This window comes from Novosphingobium album (ex Liu et al. 2023), assembly GCF_029076845.1.
In the GTDB taxonomy this organism is placed as follows: Bacteria; Pseudomonadota; Alphaproteobacteria; order Sphingomonadales; family Sphingomonadaceae; genus Novosphingobium.
Window position 1 is genome coordinate 24,315 of record NZ_JARESE010000049.1, and the last position, 21,697, is coordinate 46,011.

Annotated in this window: 20 protein-coding genes; 4 read left to right on the forward strand and 16 right to left on the reverse strand. The window is 68.3% G+C overall.

Annotation, left to right across the window (positions count from 1 at the left end; all coding sequences use genetic code 11):
• Positions 1 to 55: 55 nt before the first annotated feature.
• Genes PYV00_RS14485 through PYV00_RS14495 form a run of 3 tightly spaced genes read right to left on the reverse strand, consistent with a single transcriptional unit; the run spans position 56 to position 2,060 of the window.
• Positions 56 to 427 carry a winged helix-turn-helix domain-containing protein gene (locus tag PYV00_RS14485; RefSeq protein WP_275229003.1) on the reverse strand — a complete coding sequence of 124 codons (372 nt, stop codon included), beginning with the start codon at positions 425 to 427 and terminating at the stop codon, positions 56 to 58.
• A gap of 41 nt (positions 428 to 468) precedes the next feature.
• Entirely contained in the window at positions 469 to 1,500 is a 1,032-nt protein-coding gene (locus PYV00_RS14490) for a cytochrome-c peroxidase (RefSeq protein WP_342803817.1), read from the reverse strand.
• A gap of 5 nt (positions 1,501 to 1,505) precedes the next feature.
• The gene (locus PYV00_RS14495) at positions 1,506 to 2,060 is read right to left on the reverse strand and encodes a homogentisate 1,2-dioxygenase (RefSeq protein WP_275229005.1); all 555 of its coding nucleotides are present in this window, start codon (positions 2,058 to 2,060) and stop codon (positions 1,506 to 1,508) included.
• 158 nt (positions 2,061 to 2,218) lie between these two features.
• Here PYV00_RS14495 and PYV00_RS14500 point away from each other — a divergent pair, with 158 nt between their 5' ends.
• Complete coding sequence (locus PYV00_RS14500) at positions 2,219 to 4,219, forward strand: TonB-dependent receptor plug domain-containing protein (RefSeq protein ID WP_275229006.1); 2,001 nt, start codon at positions 2,219 to 2,221, stop codon at positions 4,217 to 4,219.
• Positions 4,220 to 4,256: 37 nt separating this feature from the next.
• Here PYV00_RS14500 and PYV00_RS14505 read toward each other — a convergent pair whose 3' ends face one another.
• From PYV00_RS14505 to PYV00_RS14520, 4 genes are all read right to left on the reverse strand, one after another.
• Complete coding sequence (locus PYV00_RS14505) at positions 4,257 to 5,984, reverse strand: alkaline phosphatase D family protein (RefSeq protein WP_275229008.1); 1,728 nt, start codon at positions 5,982 to 5,984, stop codon at positions 4,257 to 4,259.
• Between the two features lie 136 nt (positions 5,985 to 6,120).
• Positions 6,121 to 8,496: a TonB-dependent receptor gene (locus PYV00_RS14510; RefSeq protein ID WP_275229009.1), complete on the reverse strand. Its 2,376-nt coding sequence runs from the start codon at positions 8,494 to 8,496 to the stop codon at positions 6,121 to 6,123.
• Positions 8,497 to 8,643: 147 nt separating this feature from the next.
• Complete coding sequence (locus PYV00_RS14515; RefSeq protein ID WP_275229010.1) at positions 8,644 to 9,519, reverse strand: SDR family NAD(P)-dependent oxidoreductase; 876 nt, start codon at positions 9,517 to 9,519, stop codon at positions 8,644 to 8,646.
• A gap of 19 nt (positions 9,520 to 9,538) precedes the next feature.
• The gene (locus tag PYV00_RS14520) at positions 9,539 to 10,438 is read right to left on the reverse strand and encodes an SMP-30/gluconolactonase/LRE family protein (protein ID WP_275229011.1); all 900 of its coding nucleotides are present in this window, start codon (positions 10,436 to 10,438) and stop codon (positions 9,539 to 9,541) included.
• A 275-nt stretch (positions 10,439 to 10,713) separates the two neighbouring features.
• Here PYV00_RS14520 and PYV00_RS14525 point away from each other — a divergent pair, with 275 nt between their 5' ends.
• Positions 10,714 to 11,982 carry a cytochrome P450 gene (locus PYV00_RS14525; protein ID WP_275229012.1) on the forward strand — a complete coding sequence of 423 codons (1,269 nt, stop codon included), beginning with the start codon at positions 10,714 to 10,716 and terminating at the stop codon, positions 11,980 to 11,982.
• 55 nt (positions 11,983 to 12,037) lie between these two features.
• Here the strand turns inward: PYV00_RS14525 and rsmD are convergent, their stop codons facing one another.
• Together rsmD and PYV00_RS14535 are read right to left on the reverse strand one after the other, a co-directional pair.
• On the reverse strand, positions 12,038 to 12,580 hold the full coding sequence (gene rsmD / locus PYV00_RS14530; RefSeq protein ID WP_275229013.1) for a 16S rRNA (guanine(966)-N(2))-methyltransferase RsmD: 543 nt from the start codon (positions 12,578 to 12,580) through the stop codon (positions 12,038 to 12,040).
• Positions 12,577 to 13,488 (reverse strand): pseudouridine synthase, encoded by a 912-nt coding sequence (locus tag PYV00_RS14535; RefSeq protein WP_275229014.1) that lies wholly within the window; start codon positions 13,486 to 13,488, stop codon positions 12,577 to 12,579. The genes rsmD and PYV00_RS14535 overlap by 4 nt, the downstream gene beginning before the upstream one ends.
• A gap of 95 nt (positions 13,489 to 13,583) precedes the next feature.
• On the opposite strand from PYV00_RS14535, the gene PYV00_RS14540 reads away from it, so the two are divergent.
• Complete coding sequence (locus tag PYV00_RS14540; RefSeq protein WP_275229015.1) at positions 13,584 to 14,924, forward strand: MFS transporter; 1,341 nt, start codon at positions 13,584 to 13,586, stop codon at positions 14,922 to 14,924.
• A gap of 74 nt (positions 14,925 to 14,998) precedes the next feature.
• Here PYV00_RS14540 and ruvX read toward each other — a convergent pair whose 3' ends face one another.
• The 7 genes from ruvX to pyrE are packed head-to-tail and all read right to left on the reverse strand — an operon-like array spanning position 14,999 to position 20,364.
• Positions 14,999 to 15,481, reverse strand: coding sequence for a Holliday junction resolvase RuvX (gene ruvX, locus PYV00_RS14545; protein WP_275229016.1), 483 nt, complete (start codon positions 15,479 to 15,481; stop codon positions 14,999 to 15,001).
• Positions 15,463 to 16,611, reverse strand: coding sequence for a DUF3089 domain-containing protein (locus PYV00_RS14550; protein WP_275229017.1), 1,149 nt, complete (start codon positions 16,609 to 16,611; stop codon positions 15,463 to 15,465). The genes ruvX and PYV00_RS14550 overlap by 19 nt, the downstream gene beginning before the upstream one ends.
• A gap of 4 nt (positions 16,612 to 16,615) precedes the next feature.
• On the reverse strand, positions 16,616 to 17,743 hold the full coding sequence (locus tag PYV00_RS14555; protein WP_275229018.1) for an AI-2E family transporter: 1,128 nt from the start codon (positions 17,741 to 17,743) through the stop codon (positions 16,616 to 16,618).
• The gene (lepB, locus tag PYV00_RS14560) at positions 17,743 to 18,612 is read right to left on the reverse strand and encodes a signal peptidase I (RefSeq protein WP_275229019.1); all 870 of its coding nucleotides are present in this window, start codon (positions 18,610 to 18,612) and stop codon (positions 17,743 to 17,745) included. The genes PYV00_RS14555 and lepB overlap by 1 nt, the downstream gene beginning before the upstream one ends.
• Positions 18,609 to 19,010 carry a holo-ACP synthase gene (gene acpS / locus PYV00_RS14565; protein ID WP_275229020.1) on the reverse strand — a complete coding sequence of 134 codons (402 nt, stop codon included), beginning with the start codon at positions 19,008 to 19,010 and terminating at the stop codon, positions 18,609 to 18,611. The genes lepB and acpS overlap by 4 nt, the downstream gene beginning before the upstream one ends.
• Positions 19,007 to 19,765 (reverse strand): pyridoxine 5'-phosphate synthase, encoded by a 759-nt coding sequence (locus PYV00_RS14570; RefSeq protein WP_275229112.1) that lies wholly within the window; start codon positions 19,763 to 19,765, stop codon positions 19,007 to 19,009. The genes acpS and PYV00_RS14570 overlap by 4 nt, the downstream gene beginning before the upstream one ends.
• 14 nt (positions 19,766 to 19,779) lie before the next feature.
• A complete protein-coding gene (pyrE, locus tag PYV00_RS14575) occupies positions 19,780 to 20,364 on the reverse strand; it encodes an orotate phosphoribosyltransferase (protein ID WP_275229021.1) in 585 nt (194 codons plus the stop codon).
• A 205-nt stretch (positions 20,365 to 20,569) separates the two neighbouring features.
• Between pyrE and coxB the strand changes: the two genes are divergently transcribed.
• Entirely contained in the window at positions 20,570 to 21,682 is a 1,113-nt protein-coding gene (gene coxB, locus PYV00_RS14580) for a cytochrome c oxidase subunit II (RefSeq protein ID WP_275229022.1), read from the forward strand.
• Positions 21,683 to 21,697: the final 15 nt, after the last annotated feature.

Sequence of the window (21,697 nt, forward strand, 5' to 3'; positions counted from 1 at the left end):
GGGCGGCGGGGCGAGATGGGGTGGGGCGAGATGGGGCAGGGCGGGACGATCCGGCTTATTCCTTCTGGCTGGCCTTGGGCTCGGCCAGCATCTGGCCCATCAGCGCGCGGTAATCGGCGCAGTCGGCCGAGAGGTCGAGCTGTTCCTGCAGCTTGCGGTAATGGTCCAGCACCATCTCGCCAAACGCGCTGACCCGGGCGCCGCCGCTGCTGCCCGGCGCGGTTTCGACCAGCGGTTCGCGCCAGCAGCGGTTCATCGCGTCCACCAGCAGCCAGGTGCGGCGATAGCTCATGGTCAGCGCCCGGCCCGCCGCCGAGATCGAGCCATGGGCGCGAATGGCATCGAGCAGGTCAGCCTTGCCCGGACCCATTGCGATCTCCTCGCCGCAGTAGAGCTGGACTTTGATCTTGAGGGCCATTGGGGACATGCCGCAAGGATAGGCTGCAAAGGCCGGCGCCTGCAATCGGATCAGTATCCGCTTGCGATATCGCAACGGGCGCCGGGCCGGGCGTGGCGCGGATCGGTGGTGATGGTCCGGTCGGTCAGTTCGCCCATGAAGGCGACGAGTTCGGCTGTCCGCGCGGGCGAAAGGGCAAGGCCGTGGCGCGCGATCGCCGCTTCCAGCGTCGGCGCGCTACCGTCATGCAGGTATGGCGCGGTGATCGCGGCATTGCGCAGCGATGGCGTGCGGATCATCCCGGCATCCTCCGCCCGGCGAGTCGCGCGGGCAAGGCCGGCATCGCGGCCGGAATCGATGACAGAATCGAGGTCGGCATCGGCCGCGCCGCCGGGCAGGCGATGGAATCGCAAGTCGGTGAAGTTCGGCCCTGCGTGGCAGCCGGCGCATTGCGCGAACGCCGCTTCGCCGCGCCGCGCCGCCTCGGGCAGCGGATCGCCGCCGGCGCGCGCGCGATCCCACGGTGTATCGTAGCTGACCAGCGTCCGCTCGAACGCGGCGAGGGCCCGCGATACCGAGGCCAGATCGATCCGCCCGCGCGTTTCCGGGAAAGCCTTGCGGAACAGCTTGCGATAGCAGGGGTTGCCCGAAAGCCGGCGAGCGAGTTCGGCCTCCTGGCCTTTCATGCCCATCTCGATCGGATCGTCGCCGGTGATCGGCACGAGCGCCTGGCGTTCCAGCGTCGTCTGCGCCGGATCGCCCCAGGTCAGCGGGGTGAACCACGCGACATTGACCAGCGAGGGCACGTTGCGCAGCCCTGGCTCGCCATGCGCGCCGGGATGCGCGCGCACGCCGTCGCTGAAGGCACGGCGCTGGTCATGGCAGGTGGCGCAGGACAGCGTGCCGTTGATCGACAGGTCGGCATCGTGGAACAGGCGCCGGCCCAGCGCCACTTTCGCCGCGCTCATCGCATTGCCCGGCGGGACCGGCGGCGGCGCGATGCCTGCCGGCAACTGCCACCATCCCGCGCCGGGCCGGCCTTGGGCCAGCGCTCCGCTTGCCGCCAGCATCAGGACCGCGAGCGCCAGGGCCCGCTTGCCCATGGGCTTCACGGCAGCCGCGTGACCATGATCGTCAGCGCCGGTTCGCCCTGCGCCGCGATCTGCACGATGTGCCGGCCGGGCTGGAGCGTGTAGTCGACCATCTTGGCAATGCCCGAGCAGGCGGGGCCATGGCCATGCGCGACCGAGCCGAGCGCCTTGCCGCCCTCGATCACATCGACCCAGGACCGGCCGTCCTGCGCCACGCGATACGTGCCCGCCTCGGGCACGTCGAAGGCGAAGAGGCCGCCATAGCTGACCGAGCCGCCCGGCTTGGCCGGCTCCACCGCGTAACGCACCCTGGGCGTCTGGGCGAGCGTGGCATCGGCCGCCTGGCCCAGCGTGAGCAGCGCCTTGCCCGCCGCATCCGGCCGGGTCGCGGCGGTGAGCGCGACGTGCCTGCCGGCCCAGCCTTCCATCGGCGCGGGCGGCGGCGCGGGGGCGGTGCAGGCGGCGCCGTCAGGTTCGGGTGTCATCGCCGGTTCGGCCGCCATCGCCGCGACCGGGCCACCGCCAAGCCATGCCGCAGATGCGAGAACAATTGCCGCCCGAAATCGAATCATGCTTGCGCCTCCCTGAATTCGATGATCTATATACCGTGAAATATAGATGAGAGCCAAGCGCATTCTGGCGCCTGGGGTTCACGGAGGACAGAATGAAACACCGCATTTCCGCGGCTGCCCCCCTTTTGCTTGCCGGGGCGGCCTGTTCAGCACCGGCTTTGGCCGAGGATGCGGCCGAGACGGACAGCCCGTTCGAGCTGGGCCAGATCGTCGTTGTCGCACCGCGGCAAAGCGGCGCCGACATCACCACATCCTCGGTGAATGCCAAGGCGATCTACGAATACGGCCGCGATACGCTGGATGACGCGGCCCGGCTGATCCCCGGCGTCACCGCCGGCACCACCGGCAATTCGCGCAACGAGCGGCTGATCTATGTGCGCGGGTTCGATCGCTATCAGGTGCCGCTTTCGATCGACGGCATCCGCGTCTACCTGCCCGCCGATGGCCGGCTCGACTATGGCCGTTTCCTCACGCCCGACATCGCCGAGATCCAGGTGGCCAAGGGCTATGTCTCGGTGCTCAACGGCCCCGGCGCGATGGGCGGCGCGCTCAACCTCGTCACCCGCAAGCCCGGCAGCGCGCTCGATCTGGAAGGCCGCTTCAGCCTCAATCTGGACAACGACGCCGATTACGCGGGCTACACCGGCTTCGCCTCGATCGGCACCAGGCATGACATGTGGTACGCGCAGGCCAGCTACGCGCGCAATTTCACCGATCACTGGAGCCTGTCGAACGACTTCAAGCCCACCGCCAACGAAGACGGCGGCGAGCGCGACCTGTCGCGCACCGAGGACTGGCGGGTCAACGCCAAGGTGGGCTTCACTCCCAACGATACCGACGAATACGCGATCAGCTTCACCCGGCAGGAAGGATCGAAGCTGGCGCCGATCCACGTCTCGGACACCACCGGCCTGCGGTACTGGACCTGGCCGTGGTGGGACCTGCAGAACATCTATTTCCTTTCGACCACCCGACTGGACGATATCGCCACGCTGAAGACGCGCATCTATTACAACACGTTCAAGAACAGCCTCGACAGCTTCGACGACAAGACGCGCACAGCCCAGACGCGCGGCAGCAGCTTCAACAGCGCCTACAGCGACCGGGCCTATGGCGGCTCGGTGCAGCTCGATCTCAGGCCCTCGGAGGCCGAGCGGCTGAGCATCGCCTTCCATTACCGCAACGATCGCCACCGCGAGTATCAGGAAAGCTTCGCGCCCAGCCACTTCGTCGAACCCTGGCAGACCGACGAGGAGGAAACCTACAGCGCGGCGATCGAGAACGCCTACAAGCTGAGCCCGCAGCTTGAATTCATCGTCGGCGCAAGCTTCGACTGGCGCCAGCTGCGCCGTGCCGAAGACTATGCCAACAACGCCTTCCTCTATTACAGGCGGCGCAACGGCGATGCCTGGAACGCGCAGGGGCAATTGCTCTGGACGCCGGATCAGGACACCAGCCTGCACGCCTCGGTCTCCTCGCGCGCGCGCTTTCCGACCATCTTCGAACGGTTCAGCACCCGCTTTGGCGGCGCGGTTTCCAGCCCCGATCTGGCCGCCGAACGCGCGACGCAGTTCGAGCTGGGCGGCGCGCACCAGTTCGGGCCGCTGCATGTCGAGGCTTCCGGCTGGTACGCGCGGGTGAGCGATGCGATCATCGCGTTCCCGTTCATCTATACCACCTGCACGCCGGCCGGCGTGTGCACCGACAACGCGGTGACGCAGAGCCGCAACCTGGGCAAGGGTGACTATTACGGCGCGGAACTGTCGTTCACCGCCGAAGTGGCCGAAGGCTTCAGCCTGGGCGGCAACTATGGCTGGGTCCATCGCAAGCTGAAAGACCCGTCGAACGCCGCCTTCCGCCCCACCGGCGTGCCCGAGCATTCGGGCTTCCTGTGGGCCAACTGGTCACCGCTGCCCGCGCTGCACATCGTGCCCAACGTGGAAGTCACGTCCGATCGCTGGACGGTGAACACGGCCGGCACGCGCTATTACAAGATCGGCAGCTACGTGCTGGCCAACTTGCGCGCCGATTTCGACGTGACCCCCTGGGCGACGCTGGGCATCGGCGGGCGCAACCTGCTCGACAAGAACTACATGACGGTGGACGGCTATCCCGAAGCCGGCCGGACCTTGTTCGTCAGCCTGCGGCTCAAGAACTGAGCCGCAGGTTCGGGGCTGCCCGCGCGGCGCGCGCGAGTCAGGTGAAATCGACGCTCGCGCCCTGGCGGGCGAACGGCGCGCGGCGGATGGTGAAGGTGCGGTAATCGGGCGAGAGCACGGTATCGACGCCGATGAAGCTGGCCAGGCCGCGCTCGCGCTCCAGCTCGATCCGCACATAGCCCTGGTGCATGTTGTCGGTCCAGACGATCTCGGGCACATGCTCGGCGAAGGCGGCATCGAGCTTGCGCGCGGTATCCGGGGCAAAGCCGCTGTCGATGAAGTCTCCGGGCGACGAGATGCCGGCGGTGCCGATCTCGATGCCCGCCGGGCGGCCCGCGTCGTCCTTCAGGCGATTGGCCCAGAAGCTGTGGCTGTCGCCCGACAGGAACACGAGATCGCCAGCGCCCACCCGGCGGCTGAGCGCGTAGAGCCGCTCGCGCGCCCAGGGATAGCCATCCCAGGTGTCGGGGTAGAACGGCAGGTTCCAGTGGCCTTTCCACGCCAGGATCGTCGCCGGGCTTTCGGCCGCCCTGGCCAGATCGGCCAGCGTGGCGGTGGCGAGCGCGGGATAGGGATCGGGTACCAGGCCCAGCGCGGCCAGATCGGGCACGTCGCAGCGGGCGATGACCATCGGGTTGCCGATCAGCCGCCAGGGCTGTCCGGCCTTGACCGAGGCGGCCAGCGCCACTTCCAGATCGGCTTCCAGTTCGGGCGCCAGCAGCCTGCGGCCGGGTTCACCCAGCACGTCGCGGCGGAACTTCGCCGCTGCGTCCTTGCTGGTGATCGTGGTGGCGTGCGCCAGATAGTCGATCTGCCTGGCGCGCGCGGTGTGCAGGGTTTCCAGCGTGTGCAGCGTGGCCAGATCGCCGAAGCTGTAGCCGCGCCAGAACTGCGCGCGGGTGCGGCCCGGCGCCGGCTCGCGGATCGGCATCCATTCGTAATAGGCCTGGATCGAGGCGGCGCGGCGCGCGGCCCAATCGCCTTCCTTGGCCGGCTGGTGGTTTTCCGCGCCGCCGATCCAGGGATCGTTGGCGCTTTCATGGTCGTCCCAGCAGGCGAGCAGCGGGTGCGCGGCGTGCATCGCGCGCGATCCCGCGTCGGTCTTGTACTGGGCGTGGCGGGTGCGATAGTCGGCCAGCGAGACGATCTCGTTGGCCGGCGCGTGCACGCGGTCGATCGTATGGGCCACCGGGCCGCCCCATTCGTCCGCGCCGTATTCGTAGATGTAGTCGCCGGTGTGGAGCACGAAATCGACATCCGCATCCCGCGCGATCGCGTCATAGGCATTGAAGAAGCCGAAGGCATAGTTGGAGCACGATGCCAGCGCGATGCCCAGCCGGTCCAGCCGGCCTTGCGGCAACGTGCGCGTGCGGCCCACGGGCGACCAGGCATCGCCCAAACGGAAGCGGTAGTAATAGGTCCGGCCCGGCGCCAGCCCTTCGGCCAGCACTTTCACCGTGTGATCGCGCTCGGGCCCGGTCGCGGCGATGCCGCGCCGGAGCACGGGATCGAACGCGGCGGTTTCGGCCAGTTCCCAGGCCACTTCGGCGGCGCCCTGATGCGTCACGCGGGTCCACAGCACCACGCTGGTCGCATCGGGATCGCCGCTGGCGACGCCGTGGCGGAACACCGGACTGCTCGCCGGCACGTGCGCCCAAAGGCCGGCGGGCAGGGCCAGCAGCGCGGTGGTGCCGGCAAGCCCCGACAGGATCGCGCGGCGCGAGACGCCGGCCGAAAGGCGGAACTTGGCACAAGGCTCGGTCATGGGGCTCGCTCCCGCGATGAAATCAGTGGGCTGCCCGGTGCCACCGAAGTGCGTCGCCTTCGGAAAAGCGCGCCGGGCGCAAACGAGGCGGGCCGGCGCCAAGGCCGGCCCGCAAGGTCTTTCAGCTTAGGCGCGTTCAGAAGTCCGCGGTCACGGTCAGCACCGCGCTGCGCGGCGCGCCGATCCACGCGGCGTTGCCCGAGATGCCGCCGAGGTAGTTCTTGTCGGTCAGGTTGTTGACCGTCAGGCTCACGTCGATGCCCTTGAGCAGATGGCTGAACGCCTCGCCCTTCAGGCCGATGTAGGCGTCGGTCAGCAGGTAGTTGTCGGCCTGCCAGGTGTTCGACGTGTTGACGAAGCGCTTGCCGGTATATTTGCCCGAAACGCCGACGCGCAGTGGCCCGGTGTGGTAATCGGCCGAAAGCACCCACATGTTCTTGGGAATGCCGGTAACGCGGTTGCCGGGGTGCATACCCTGCTCGGCATCGAGCGCGTCATTGCCCGTGCCGCGATAGGTCGCGTCGATGTAGGTGTAGGAGGCATAGAGGTTCAGGCCCGGCAGCGGCCGCGCTTGCGCGAGCAGTTCGAAGCCCTGCGCATCGATGCCGCCGGCGTTGAAGAACTTGCCGTCGCCTTCGCTGAGGTAATCGTTGCCCGCCTGGGTCGAGTTGGGCACGAAGATCACCTGGTTGGAGAACTTGCTCTTGAACCAGGTGGCCGAGCCGTTGAACCAGCCGGTCTGGTACCGCGCGCCGGCTTCCCAGTTCTTCGCCGTTTCGGGCTTGAGCTGCGAGATGTCGGCGTTGTTGTATTCCAGCAGGGCGTCGGTCAGCGCCTTGAAGTTCTCCGCATAGCCGCCGAACAGGTTGAGGCCGTGGACCGGCTCGAACTGGACGCCGCCGGAGAACAGCACTTTCGATGTCGACTTGAAGCGGGTGTTCTCGCTCTCGCCGAACGCGTCGATCCGCTCGATGTGGTTGATGAACTGCTTGGCGCCCACGGTCACGGTCACCGGGCCGTAGATGGCCTGATCCTCGACGTACCACTTGAACGTGTCCTGCGGATATTCGCGGCGGTACTGCGTCCAGTAGGCCAGCGAATCGTAGGCCGGGCCGACCGAGGTGTCGGTCACGTTGTGCCAGTCGCGCCATTCCTGGCGGTGGGTCTTCTCATACCACGCGCCGCCGCGCAGCCGGTTGTCGACTTCGCCGAACGTCGCGTTCCAGGCCACGTCGGCGGTGCCGCCGGTGCGGTCCTTGCGGTAATGCGTGTGGCGGTAGGACTGCGCGCCGATCGCGCCGGCCGGATAGCAGGCCGGGTCATAGTTCGGATCGGAAGTGCCGCCGTAAGGGAAGGTGATGTGGCCCACGCAGCCCGCGCGCGGCGTCAGCGCCACGCCGTTGGCATCGACGAAGAAGATCTGGCCCAGGATCGCGCCGCCATCCTTGTGGCCGCCGTTCAGCTCGCTTTGCGGCTTGCCCGCGCCATCGGCGATGACATCGACGACATATTGCGGCACCCAGTCGCCCCGGCCGGCCATGTCGTGGTAATAGCCCGCCACCTTGACGTCGAGCGTGTCCGCGATCTTGGTTTCGGCCTTGAGGTAGGCGAAGAAGTTCTGGCGCAGCGTGGCCCAGGCGCGGCGATAGGCCTGGTCCTCGTAAGGAACGCCATACCACTGCGCGGTCAGCCCGTCGGTCTTGGGCGCGGCGGCATACTGGTCGGCCGAATAGATCTGGTCGTAGTTGTTTTCCAGCGCGTCATCGAACGAGACATAGCCGGTGAGCTTGACCGGCGTATCGACGATGAACTTCATCGCATAGTTCTGGCGGTTGTTCTGCGCCGACTGGGCGACCCAGTCGCTGCCTTCCTGATAGGAGGCGGAGAACCAGGCGCGCACCACGCCGCCCAGCACATTGCCGGTATCGAAGCGGCCATAGATGCGCTTGGCCTGGAAATCGCCCACCGCGCCCGAGAAGCGCACGCGCCGCTCTTCCAGCGGGTCGGACGTCACGAAGTCGAGCGTGCCGCCCAGCGCTTCGTTCGAGAGCGAGCCGATGTCGGCGGTGCCTTGCGAGACCGCGATCGTGCCGATGTTCATCGTGTCGATATAGCGGTTGGCCTTGGCGCCGCCGCCATAGCCGGAACCGCCGTTGGGCAGGCCGTCGATGGTGATGCCGACCTGCTGGGTATCGAGGTTCGACTGGAAGCCACGCACCGAAACCGCCGTCGACCAGTCGTCGAAGCCGAAGGCGTCGCCTTCTTGCACCTGCACGCCCGGCAGGTTGTCGACTAGGTCGAGCGCGGAGGCGACCGGCGGCTGCTGCAGGATCATCGCCTCGTCGGTGGCCGAGTTGTTGTAGGTCGCGGGCATCCCGGTGACGACGATTTCCGTCTCGGCGCTCGCATCTTCGGCCGCGTCGGCTTCGGCGGCGTGGGCCGGCGTGGCAATGGCCAGCGCGAGCAGGCTCACGCCGAGGAAGCCGGGATTCCGGCTCAATTCGATTCGCATGGATGTTCCCCCTGAACTGCGATTTTTCGCAGCGCAGCATCTGCTCTCCGATTCTGACCGCCGTCGGTCACTTCAGTGACGTTTCAGATGCGGTTTCGAGACGGTTCAGGGAACGTTGCGTGGCCGGCGTATGACGGCCCGCGGGGGTCACTTCACTTTGTAAGGGGCGTACTCGGGCGGATGGGCGCCGGTGCCGATGCGGACCGAGGGCGGGAAAGCGCCGCCGATATCGGTGATGCCGTAGTCCCGGCCCGCTTCGGCGCCGATCAGCGTCTTGCCGTTGTGCCGCATCATCTCCGGGTCATTGAGCAGCGCCCAGGCGACATGGCCGGTGTAATCGGGCGATTCCAGCGTGCCTTTCAGGTGGGCGAAGCGATCGGGCATGGCCTCGATCATGCCCAGCAGCCGCTCGGTGGCGAGCGCGCCCATCCAGATCGAGACCGCCGCGACATTGGCACCCGCGTCGGCGAAGTCCACGCCCATGTCGAAGGCCATCTTGTCGAGCCCCGCCTTGTGCGCGCCATAGGCGGGGCCGAAGCAGTAATGCATCGAGCCGGGCGAGGAGGTGAAGACGATCAGCCCCTTGTCCTGCTTCACCATATGCGGCGCGGCGTGCCAGCTGGCGACGAAGCCGCTGCGCACGCCCACGGTGATCATGTTGCCGATCTCGATCGGCTTTTCCCAGAACTGGCCGGGCGCATCCAGCCGATCGTGCACCGCGCAGGCATTGTTGACCAGGATGTCGATCCGGCCCGCCTCGGCGATCACCCGGTCGATCAGCGCCTTGACTTGCGCATCGTCGCCCGCGTCGCAGGCCACCGCGATGCCCCGGCCGCCGGCCTCGGTCACTTCGCGCGCGGTGGCGTGGATCGTGCCCGGCATCGAGGCATCGCCTTCCTTCTGCGACCGGCCGGTGACGTAGACGGTGCAGCCATGCGCGCCGAGGGCCCTGGCGATGCCCCTGCCGGCGCCCCGGCTGGCGCCGGTGACGATGGCGATCCTGCCTTGCGGTGCCTGTGTCATGATCGCTTCCTTCTTCCGATCAGCCGAGCGTGAAGTTCGCCGGCGCGATCTTCACGCCGGGCACTTCGGACCGGCCGCGATAGAGCGTCGAGGTGCCCGACAGCGGCTTGCCGTGCTTCAGGCACTCGCCGGCGTCCTGGGGCACGATGTTGAGGTAGATATCGCGGCCGTCGCTGCCGCCAAAGCGCACTTGCGTGGTCGTGCCGGGCGGGGTGTGCACCGGCGCCAGTTCCTCCCCGCCGGGCGTCACGCGCCGTACGATGCCGGGCGAGAACACGCCCGCGATCCAGACGTTGCCTGCCGCGTCGATCGTCATGCCGTCGCAATCATCACGGTCGAGCAGCACGCGCCGGTTGGCCAGCGTCAGGTCGGGCGCGACGTCCCAGGTATAGGCCTTGCCGAAGGTGTCCGAGCAATGCAGCAGGGCGCGGGCCGGATCATGGGCGATGCCGTTCGAGAACCTGAGGCCCTCGGCCAGGCGGATCGCCTGCCGGTCGCGCGTCAGCCGGTACACCGCGGTGGGGCGGCTTTCCCTGGCGGCGATGACGTGTTCGATATCGTTGGTGCCGAAAAAGATGCCGCCCGTGCCATCGGGCCACATCTCGTTTATGCCGTTGACCGGCCGGCCTTCCAGCTCGGCGATCAGCCAGCCCGACTTGCCGGTTTCCGGGTGGTTCCACATGATCCCGCCCTGGCCGGAAGACAGCACCGCGCCATCGGCGTTCATCAGCACCCCGCCGGTCCACATCCGGCCTTCGTTGAGCACGCCGAGCCTGGTCCCGTCCGGCTTCACGCCGTGGATGCCGCCGCCGATCACGTCGCTGTACCAGATCGCCTCGCGCTCATGGTCCACGGCGAGTCCTTCGAGGTAGATGCCCGTGGCGATCGCCTCGAACTCACCCGGCAACAGTTCGGTCACGCGCGTCTCTCCCGGAATGATCGTGCGCGGTCTCTCGATTCGCCGCGCGCGGCCGGCGCGTTGGCCAGCGTGTTCGTCCTATTGTTAGCGCGCGCAGGCTGTCAACCGGGCGGTGTTCGCCGGGACGATGCGCCGGAGGCGGCTTCGCCTGCACAGCGGAAGAGATCGCGTTGCCATGGCGCGATCGGCAGGCTAACAATCCGACGAACAGGGGGGCGGCCGCATGGCCGCGCAAGCCCCCGGCAAAGCCGTGAAGCGAGAGGGATGAAGGGACGATGGCCGACGAGTTACCCGATTTCTATTCCGACCCGAAGCTGATCGACGATCCGCGCCCTTATTACGACGCGGTCCGCGCGCGGTGCCCGGTGTTCGCCGAGCCCTATCACGGGTCGATCATGGTCACGGGCTATGACGAAGTGGTCGAGGTGCTGACCACGCGTGACGGCACCTATTCCTCCGCGCCGTCAGTGGTCGGCCCGGTCCTGGGCCTGCCGTTCGAGCCCGAGGGCGACGATATCACTGCCCAGCTCGACGCGCACCGTGCGCGGATGCCCTGGTCGGAGCATCTCGTCTGCTTCGATGGCCAGAAGCACGCCGAGAACCGCGCGTTGCTGACCAGCCTGCTGACCTTCAAGCGGCTCAAGGCCAATGAGGACTATCTCTATGCGCTGGCCGATCGGCTGATCGACGGCTTCATCGACCGGGGCCGGTGCAACGTCGTTACCGATTATGCCCATGCCACCACGACTTACGCGATCTCGGACATCCTCGGCATTCCCGAGGAGCATCGGGCCGAACTGCTCGAACTGATCGGCCCGGTGCCCAGCCAGCTCGATGGCGATGCCGCGCACAAGATCGGGCCCGACCCGCTGGTGTTCCTCAAGGACCGCTTCGATGCCTATATCCGGGAGCGGCAGGAGCAGCCGACCGGCGACTTGCTCTCCGACCTTGCCAATGCGCGCTACAAGGACGGCACCGTGCCCGATCCCGACATGCTCTCGCACCTTGGCCGCTTCCTGTATGGCGCCGGGCAGGACACCACGTCGCGGCTGATGGCGCGCTGCGTCCTCGAACTGGTCGACGATGCGGACCTGCAGGCCCGCCTGCGGGCCGAGCCCGCGCGGATACCCGATTTCATCGAGGAAGTGCTGCGCTATGACGGGCCGGTCAAGGCCGCCTACCGTCTGGCGCTGACCGACACGACCGTGGGCGGGCAGCCGATCAGGGCGGGTACCATCCTCAACGTCAGCCTGACCGGCGCGAGCAACGATCCCCGGCACTTCGCCCATCCCGAAAAGCTCGATATCGACCGGCCGGGCAATCGCGATCACCTCAGCTTCAGCCGCGGCGTGCACGGCTGCCTGGGCGCGCCGCTGGGCCGGCTGGAGACGCGCGTGGTGCTCGAACGCCTGCTGGCGCGCACCGCCTGGATCGATATTTCGGAGGAACACCACGGCCCGCCCGGCGCGCGCACCTATCGTTTCGAGCCGACGTATTCGTTCCGCAGCCTGGCCGACCTGCACATCAAGTTCACGCCGGCCTGATCCCTTGCGGGCTTCCCAGCGCGATCACGACGTATCAATCCAAGACGATCACGCGCTAGGCCAGCCGCAGCAGGTGCAGCCGCGCGCGGCCAGCGTCGCGCACGGTTTCGGCTTCGAAGCCTTTCACCGCGACCGCCTCGTCCCGGCCCGTCTCCAGGCTGATCCAGGTCGCCGGGGCGATCCATCCCAGCCGGTTCAGCTTGTCGAGCGCGACCGCGCCGGCGCCGGTGCCGTAAGGCGGATCGAGCAGGACAAGGTCGAGCGGCTCTTTCGCGGGGCCCAGCGTGAGCGCCGAGCCGGCGCGCACCTCGCATCGCGCCTGCGCGCGCAGGGCGGCAATATTGGCGCGGATCGCGCGGATCGCCGCCGCGTCCTGATCAACGAACAGGCAGTGCGCCGCCCCGCGCGACAGCGCTTCCAGCCCCAGCGCGCCCGATCCGGCGAAAAGATCGGCCACCTTGAGCCCCTCGAACGCGCCCAGCCGGCTGGTCAGCATCGAAAACAGCGTCTCGCGCGTGCGGTCGGCGGTGGGGCGCGTGGCATCGCCTTCGGGCGCGGCAAGCTTGCGCCCGCGCCATTCGCCGGCAACGATCCTCATGCGCGCCGGCCTCCGGCAAGCTCCTTGCGGAAGCGTTCCAGATCCTTGGGGGCGATTTCCACCGCCGCGCCCTTGGGCAGTTCGTCCAGCGCGAAAGGGCCATAGCCGATGCGGATCAGGCGGCTGACCTGGAGGCCGAGATGCTCCAACACGCGGCGCACTTCGCGGTTCTTGCCTTCGGTCAGCGTCATTTCGATCCACTGGTTGCGCCCGGTGCGGCGATCCATGTTGGCATCGATCCGGCCATAGCGCATCCCGTCGATCTCGATGCCCTCGATCAGGTCTTCCAGCTGCGCCTGCGTCACGTCGCCGAAAGCGCGCGCGCGATAAGTGCGCGTCACCTTGGTCGCGGGCAGTTCCAGCAGGCGCTTGAACTCGCCATCGTTGGTCAGCAGCAGCAGCCCTTCGGTATTGAGGTCGAGCCGGCCCACCGGCATCAGCCGGGGCGTGGCCGGCGGCAGCGCATTGCGCAGCGCGGCATAGATCGTCGGCCGGCCGGCGGGATCGCGCTCGGCGGTGAGCAGCCCGGCGGGCTTGTGGAAGGCGAACAGCCGCGTCGCCTCGGGCGCTTTCACCGGCTTGCCGTCCACCGTCACGCCGCGCAGGTCGGGCAGCACGGTGGCGGGCGTGGTGATCGTGTCCTCGCCCTGCTTGACGCGGCCTTCGGCGATCATCCGCTCGGCCTCGCGCCGGCTGGCGACGCCCGCGCGCGCCAGCAGCTTGGCGATGCGTTCCCCCTCGCGCGCGTCGCCGGGCCTGGCGGCGCCATCGCGCGGGGGGGCCGGCTTGGCCGAAGCGGGCTTTGCAGGCGCGGGCTTCGGGGCCGCTGGCGGGCGGGCACTCGGGCGCGGGCCGCCGCGACGCGCGGTCGGACGTTTGGCACCGGGCCGGTCGGTTGGTCTGGACATAAGCCGCGCTTAGCTGTTGATCGCGCAATCATCCAGCCTTCCCATCGCGGGGCGGCGCGCTAAGCATGGATCATTCGCGAGCAGGGGAGCACGGCGTGGAGACCGAAACGATCGAACCGGCGCCGGCGCAGCGGCGCGACTTGTGGGAATCGATCCGGCCCTATCTGGAAAAGGAATCGCTCGCCGCCTTCTTCCTCGGCGTATCCTCGGGCTTTCCCTACGCGATGATCGGCGCGACGCTGACCACGCGGCTGGCGCAGGATGGTATCGAGAAATCGACCATCACCGCCTTCACCCTGGCGTTCCTGGTCTACAACCTCAAGGTCTTCTGGGCCTGGATCATCGATGGCGTGCACTTGCCGGCGATCGGCCAGCTGGGCCAGCGCGTCTCGTGGATGCTGGTGACGGGGCTGCTGGTGATCGCCGCGACCATCAACCTGGCGCTGGTCGATCCGGCGGGCGATATCGGCGGCACGGTGCTGGCCGCCGTGCTGGTGGGCGCGGCCGGGGCGAGCTTCGACATCGTGATCGATGCCTATCGGATCGAAACGCTCAAGCCCTATCAGCTCGGCACCGGCTCGGGCATGAGCCAGTATGGCTGGCGGATCGGTTCGACTGGCGCGGGCGCACTGGCGCTGGTCGTCGCGGCGCGGTGGGGATGGAGCTCGGCCTATGTCGCCTGCGCGGTCTTCGCCATCCCCGCAATGGCGGTGGCGCTGCTCTTGGGGGAGCCGGCGCGGCACGTGATCGTGGCGCGGCGCAAGGGGCTGGCCGAAGTCTGGGCCTCGATCGTCGGGCCGTTCATCGAATTCTTCCAGCGCAGCGGCGCGGTGCTGGTGCTGATCTTCATCCTGGTCCACAAAGTCGGCGATACGCTGGCGAACCTCACCTTCCGCCTGCTGTTCGACGATCTGGGCTTCTCGAATGACGAGATCGCGATCTACGACGTGGGCGTGGGCTTCTGGGCCTATTTCATCGGCATCTTCATCGGCGGCATCGCCTATGCGCGGCTGGGGCTGAAGCGATCGGTGCTGATCGCGCTGGTATTGATGGGCATTTCCAACCTCAGCTTCGCGCTGCTGGCGGCGGCGGGGCACAGCAATATCGGCATGGCCGGCGCGATCGGCTTCGAGAACGCGGCCTCGGGCTATGGTGGGGTGGTGGTGGTCGCCTATTTCTCGGCCCTGTGCGACTTGCGCTTCACCGCCGCGCAATATGCGCTGATCTCGGCCGGGGCCAGCGTGGTCGGGCGTTTCCTGACCGGCACCACGGCTGGCGCGCTGATCGAGGCGATGGGTTATGTGAACTTCTACCTGCTCACCACGCTGGCGGCGCTGCCCGGCATCGTCCTGTTCTGGTGGATGAGCCGCACCGGCCTGGTCGACGCGGCGATGGGCACGGCGGGCGAAGTGGGCGAGGGCGGCGCGCGGAGCTAAAGCCTGATTCAGCGTGGCCGGAGCGGGCTGGTGCCGCCCTGAAATGCGCTCTTTCGCGCATTTCCAGACAGACTCTAGAATACCCCGCCCGCCAGCGCATCGATCGCGGCTTGCAGGATCACCGCCGCCGCCGCCGAATCGATTCGCTCGGCGCGCTTGGCCCGGCTCATGTCCTGGTCGATCAGGCCGCGTTCGGCGCTGGTGGTGGACCAGCGCTCGTCCCACAGCAGGATCGGCAGGCCCAGCACGCCCAGGTTGCGGGCATAGGCGCGGCTCGATTGCGCGCGCGGGCCTTCGCTGCCGTCCATGTTGAGCGGCAGGCCGATGACCACGCCCCTGATCGCGCGCTCGTTCGCCAGGGCTTCGAGCACGGCCTTGTCCGCGCCGAACTTGCCGCGCTTCAGCGTCTTGCCGGGAGAGGCGATGCGCCAGCCGGCATCGCAGAAGGCGGTGCCGATGGTCTGCGTGCCAAGGTCAAGCGCGATCAGCGCGCCGCCTTCGGGCAAGGCGTCGCGATATTCCAGCGCGCTGGTCGTGATCAGCGGGATGGCCGCCATGCCTTCACCCTGCGTTCGAAATCGGCGCGCAGGTTAGCCCAGAACAGCGGGATATCGTAAAGGTGGTAATTGTTGCCGGGCAGCACATAAGGGCCAAGCTGGAGATCGGGCGGCGGGCCGATGTGCAGGAAATGATCCTCGCCGCAGAACGCCGGGACCGCGCCCGCCACCAGCTCGCCGCTTTCGGCCGCGACATCGGGCACCAGCGTGCCCAGGTTGTCCCTGGCCAGGGCGCGGCCATCGCGCGCGCCGGTGATCGGATTGGTGCACAGGAACGCCGTGTCACCCATGCCGGTGCCATCAAGGCGTTGCCCGTCAAGCCCGGGGCGGCGGGCATAGGCCTTGAGCAGCATGGCGGTTTCGGCTGGATCGGCGACGGACAGCCAGCTCATCACGCAGCCCGCCTGATCGGGGGCGGTGCAGGCCGGCAGGCCCATGGCGGGCAGGTCATGGGCCAGCGAAACCGGCCAGCCGACGACATAAGCGGCCGCGACGCGCGCGGCGAGCGGCGTGCCGGCGATCCGGTCGCGCATCAGGCGGCGCAGCAGGAACGCGCCCTGGCTGTGCCCGGCCAGCACGATCGGTTGTCGGGGATCGACCGTCCTGATGAACACGTCGAACGCCTCCAGCACATCGCCATAGGCCAGGTCGAGCGCGCGGGCCGCCTCGGGCGCGTCGGTCAGGAAAGCGCCGACCGCCGCCTGGCGGTAACGTGGCGCCCAGATTGCGGCGGCGCGGTTGAACGGGCTGGCCATGCCCTTGACGAACAGCGCGGCGCGCTGGCGCGATACCGGATCGTCGAGCGAGGCGTTCCAGCTGTCGCGCGTGATGTGGCTGGTGGGGTGGATGAAGAACACCGCGACCGCCAGCGGCTTGCCGGCCTCGCCCGCCGGCTCGCGCAGCCCCGGCGGGCGCCACGCGGCGGGATCGGCCGCGCTCATGCCCGGCCGCGCGATCCACATCCCCGGCGCGGCATAGGCGGCTTCGGGCAGGGGCGGCTGGGGGGTGAACGCGGCCGAGGGGACGAAAGCCATCTCGGTCAGATCCTCGGCGAAGATGCGCAGCGCGATCAGCCCGGCCAGGACCAGCACGACGATGCCGGCGATCACGTAAAGGAACTTGCGGGCCATGGCGTCAGGCCGCGTCCGGCGCCGGCTCGGGGCCAGGTTCGGCAAGATCCGGGTCCATGCCGGCCGCCGCCGGATCGTGGCGTGCCGCGCCGCGTTCCAGCCAGACCTTGATCATCGCCACCAGCGGATCGGCCAGCGCCAGGCCCAGGATGCCGAACAGCACGCCCATGATGAGCTGCGCGGCCAGCACCAGTGCGGGCGGCAGGTCCGCCGTCTTGCGTGCGATCATCGGCACGATCAGGTAGCCGTCCACCGTCTGCACCACCAGGTAGACCACGATCGTGTAGATGCCCATGTCGAACCCGCCCGAAAAGCCGACCATCACCATGATGAAGCCGGAAATCGGCGCGCCGATATTGGGCAGGAAGGCCAGCAGCCCGGTGATCAGGCCCAGCAGCGCGGCCATCGGCACGCCGTAGACCTGCAGCATGAGCCAGGTGGCGACGCCTTCCACGGTCATGCCCAGCAGACGGCCGAACAGCAGGCGGCGCAGCTTGAAGCCCATGATCTGGGCGGTGCCTTCGAAATAGGCGCGCCGGTCGGCCGGCATCATCCAGGCGACGCCGCGCCGGTACAGCCGGGGTTCCAGCGCGAAATAGATGCCCAGCACCAGGATCAGGAACAGCGTGGTGAACGCGCCGATCAGCCCGCCGACCGCGCGCGTCACCTGGCCGATGCCGCCCATCGCCTGCGGGGCCAGTTCCTGCACGTTGCCCACGTTGATGACGATGCCGTGGCCGCGCAGCCAGTCCAGCGCGCGGAAGAACTGGGTCTGGATCGTCGCGGGCAGCTCGGCCGCCTGCTGGGCGATCTGCGATCCGGCGAAGCGCGCGGTCCAGGCCAGGAACAGCACGGCCGCGATCAGCACGATCGCCACCCGCCAGCCGCGCGGGCTCGGCAAGACCCGCCCCAGCAGCCGCGCGCCGCCGTCGATCAGCGCGGCAAAGACGATGCCGCCGAAGATCACCAGCAGCGATTGCGAAAGGAACACCGCCAGCGCCAGCAGTGCCGCCATGCCCAGCCAGACGAAGGCGCGGCGCACTTCCTGCCGGATCACCGGATCGGCGATATCGGTGGGCCCGGCGCGGTGACGCGGGCCGGGCCGCTCGTCGCTGCCGGGGCCGGCGGCCATCAGCGCGCGGTCCCGTTGGGTTCGACGCGGGGCCGCAGGCTGGTGCCCGCCCGGCCGCCGCGCAGCGCCGACCACCAGGTCAGCGGATTGAGGCTCTGGCTGCCGTCGAGCGAGAAGGTAAGGAATTCGGCGCGTCCGCCAATGTCGGACAGCGGCACCGGACCGCCCAGGCCGTTGCCCGCCAGCGGCTCGCGGCTGTCGGCGGAATGATCGCGGTTGTCGCCCATCAGGAAGACGTGGCCAGCGGGCACGGTGATCTCGGGGAAATGATCAAGCTCCTGGTCGCGATGGTCGATGATCAGGTAACTCGCCCCGTTGGGCATGGTTTCGCGCAGCACCGGCAGCTCGCACACCTCGCGGCCCGAAGGCAGCCGCGCCTTGAGGCCGGGAAAAGTCATATCGTCGCAAGGCTGGCTCTGGTCCACCGCCAACTCCAGATCGGGCTCGACATGCTGGGGCACCGGCTTGCCGTTCAGGATGATCTGGCCGTTGCGCACCGCGATCCTGTCTCCGGGCAGGGCGACGACGCGCTTGATCAGGTCATCGCGGCGATTGCGCGGCACGACGATGACGATGTCACCATATTCGGGCGTGCCGCCGAAAATCCGCCAGGTGCCGCGCGGCAGCAGGTGAAAGCTCATCGACGACCAGTTCCAGCCATAGGGGTACTTGCTCACCACCAGCCGGTCGCCCACCAGCAGGTTGGGCATCATCGAGATCGAGGGGATGTAGAACTGCTTGGCGACCAGGCTGTGGAAGCCCAGCACCGCCAGCAGCATCAGCGCCAGCCCGCGCAATTCGGCCAGCCAGTCGATCCGTTCTTCTTTGGCCGCGCCCGGGGCCGCCGGTTCGCTTTGCGCTTCGCTCATAAAGGTCTCGCTTCGATCACCACGAAGGCTTGTGCCCATGGGTGGTCGTCGGTGAGCGTGAGGTGAACCAGCGTTTCATGGCCGGCCGGCGTCAGCGCGGCGAGTCGCGCCGCCGCCCCGCCGGTCAGCGCCAGCGTCGGCGCGCCGCTGCGGGCATTGACCACGCCGATGTCCTTCATGAACACCCCGGCGCGAAAGCCGGTGCCGATGGCCTTGGAAAAGGCTTCCTTGGCGGCGAAGCGCTTGGCGTAGGTCGCCGCGCGGGTCAGCTGGCGCCGCTGCGCCTTGGCCCGCTCGATCTCGGTGAAGACGCGCAGTTCGAATCGCTCGCCGAATCGATCCAGCGAGGCCTGGATGCGCTCGATGTTGCACAAGTCCGAGCCGAGGCCGATGATCACCGCGCCGCGTCCATCAGGTCGCGCATTCGCCGCACGCTGGCCTCCAGCCCGGTAAAGATCGCCTCGCCGATCAGGTAATGGCCGATGTTCAGCTCGGCCAGTTGCGGGATCGCCGCGATCGGCTGGACGTTCTCGTAAGTCAGGCCATGGCCGGCGTGCGGTTCGATACCGTTCCTGACGGCGAGCGCGGCCATGTCGGCGATGCGCTTCAGCTCCACCGCCACCTGGGCGCCGGTGGCATGGGCATATTCGCCGGTGTGGAATTCGACCACCGGCGCGCCCAGCTTCATCGCCGCCTCGATCTGGCGCGGCTCGGGCGCGATGAACAGGCTGACGCGGACCCCGGCGTCGGAAAGCCGGGCCACGATCGGCGCGAGCTGGTTGTGCAGCCCCGCCGCGTCGAGCCCGCCCTCGGTGGTGCGCTCCTCGCGCTTTTCGGGGACGATGCAGGCGGCGTGCGGCGCGTGACGCAGCGCGATCGCCACCATCTCGTCGGTCGCTGCCATTTCCAGGTTGAGCGGCAGGCCGGTGGCCGACTGGACGCGGGCCAGATCCTCGTCGCGGATATGGCGCCGGTCCTCGCGCAAGTGCACGGTGATGCCGTCGCCGCCGGCCTGCGCGACGATCTCGGCCGCGCGCGCCGGATCGGGATGGTCGCCCCCGCGCGCGTTGCGGATGGTGGCGACGTGGTCGATGTTGACGCCAAGGCGCAAGGGCAACGGCCGGGGAAGCGGCGCGGGCAGGGGGGCGTTCATGCCGGGCTGGTCGTTCACGGCTGCGCGCGGCTGCCGGGCTTGACCGCCGGCGTGGCCGCCAGTTCGGGCGGCAGCGCGTCGACCGCGTAAGTCGGGAAGTTGATCGCGACGAGCGGGTGGAACGGCACGCCCAGATCGACCGTGCCGGCCGACCGATCGACCAGCGCGGCCGCGGCGATGACCTTGCCGCCCGCCGCCTCGATCGCGGCGATCGCCTCGCGCGAGGACTTGCCCGTCGTCACCACGTCCTCGACCATCAGCACCTTGTCGCCCGGTTCGAGCGAGAAGCCGCGCCGCAGCTCGAACGTGCCTTCGGGCCGTTCGACGAACATCGCATCCACTTTCAGCGCGCGGCCCATCTCCTGGCCGATGATCACGCCGCCCATCGCGGGGGAGACCACCTTGTCGATCTGCCGGCGCACTTCGTTCGGCAGCTTCGCGGCCAGCGCCACCGCCAGCCGCGCGGCGCGATCCGGGTTCATCAGGACTCGGGCGCATTGCAGGTAGTGCGCGCTGTGCCGGCCGGACGACAGCAGGAAGTGTCCTTCCAGCAGGGCCTTGCTGGCGCGGAATTCGGCGAGGACCTCTTCCTCGTTCATCGTGAACCTGTTCCTTCGGGCCGTTTTGGAGCGATATGGGGCAGGCGCGCGGCGCGCTCGCCCAAAAATTCCCCTAGAGGCGCTTGAGACGCGCCGCAAGCGCGCGTATAGGCCCGGCGCAAGGGGTATCATATCCTCACTAACGGGGTGCGCGTCGGGGTCAGGATTCCCGTGCGCCGTCAAGGGAAACGGAAGCGGGAAAACGATGAAATCCGGCGAAATAGCACGTGCCGCAAGCCAGGCGTTGAAAGCTCTGGGGCTCTCTTTTGCACTGGCCCTCGCGCCGCAGGCGGCCCTTGCCGTCGCGCCCGCGCCAGCAGCTTCCGCCCCCGCCGTGACCAGCACCGCCGATGCGGCCGCGCCCGCGGCTGACGCCGCCGCTCCGGTCGCCGCCGCCGCCGGTTCCTACACGCCGCTGAAGCCGATCGAGGGCGTGGGGATGCCGGTCGATGGCGCCATCGGCCTGCAGCAGCAGTATTCTCCGCTCGGTGAATATGGCCACTGGATGCACAACGTGGTGCTGCTGCCGATCATCACCGTGATCTGCGTGCTGGTGCTGGTGCTGCTGCTGATCGTCATCGTGCGCTATAACCGCCGCGCCAATCCGGTCGCGTCGAAGACCAGCCACAACACGCTGATCGAAGTGATCTGGACGCTGGTTCCGGTGCTGATCCTGATCGGCATCGCGGTCCCCTCGATCGACCTGCTGGCCAAGCAGTTCAAGCCGGCGCCGGCCAAGGCGCTGACCATCAAGGTCACGGGCAACCAGTGGTTCTGGACTTACGGCTATCCCGACAACGGCGATTTCGAAGTCGTCTCCAACATGCTCAACGTGCCCGGCCAGCCGACGATCAACAACGGCGTGCGCGACGTCGGCTCCAAGCCCTGGGACGGTCCTTCGCACCTGGAAGTGGACAACCGCATGGTGGTGCCCGTGGGTGAGCCGATCCGCCTGCAGATCACCGCGGCCGACGTGATCCACTCGTTCGCCGTGCCCTCGCTGTGGTTCAAGCTCGACGCCGTTCCCGGCCGCATCAACGAGAAGGTGCTCTTCGTCGAGAAGCCGGGCGTCTATTACGGCCAGTGCTCCGAACTGTGCGGCGTCAAGCACGGCTACATGCCGATCGCGGTCGAGGCGCTGCCGCGCGACAAGTACAACGCCTGGGTGCTGACGCACGCGGGCGGTGTGATCGACGGGCAGAAGAAGCCCGAAGCGGCTCCGGCCGCCGCCGCTCCCGTGGCCGATGCCACGGCCGACGCGGCCGCAGATGCTTCCGAAGCTCCGGCCGCGGATGCTTCCGCGGCTCCCGCCGCCTAAGCCCGAAATCGCAGA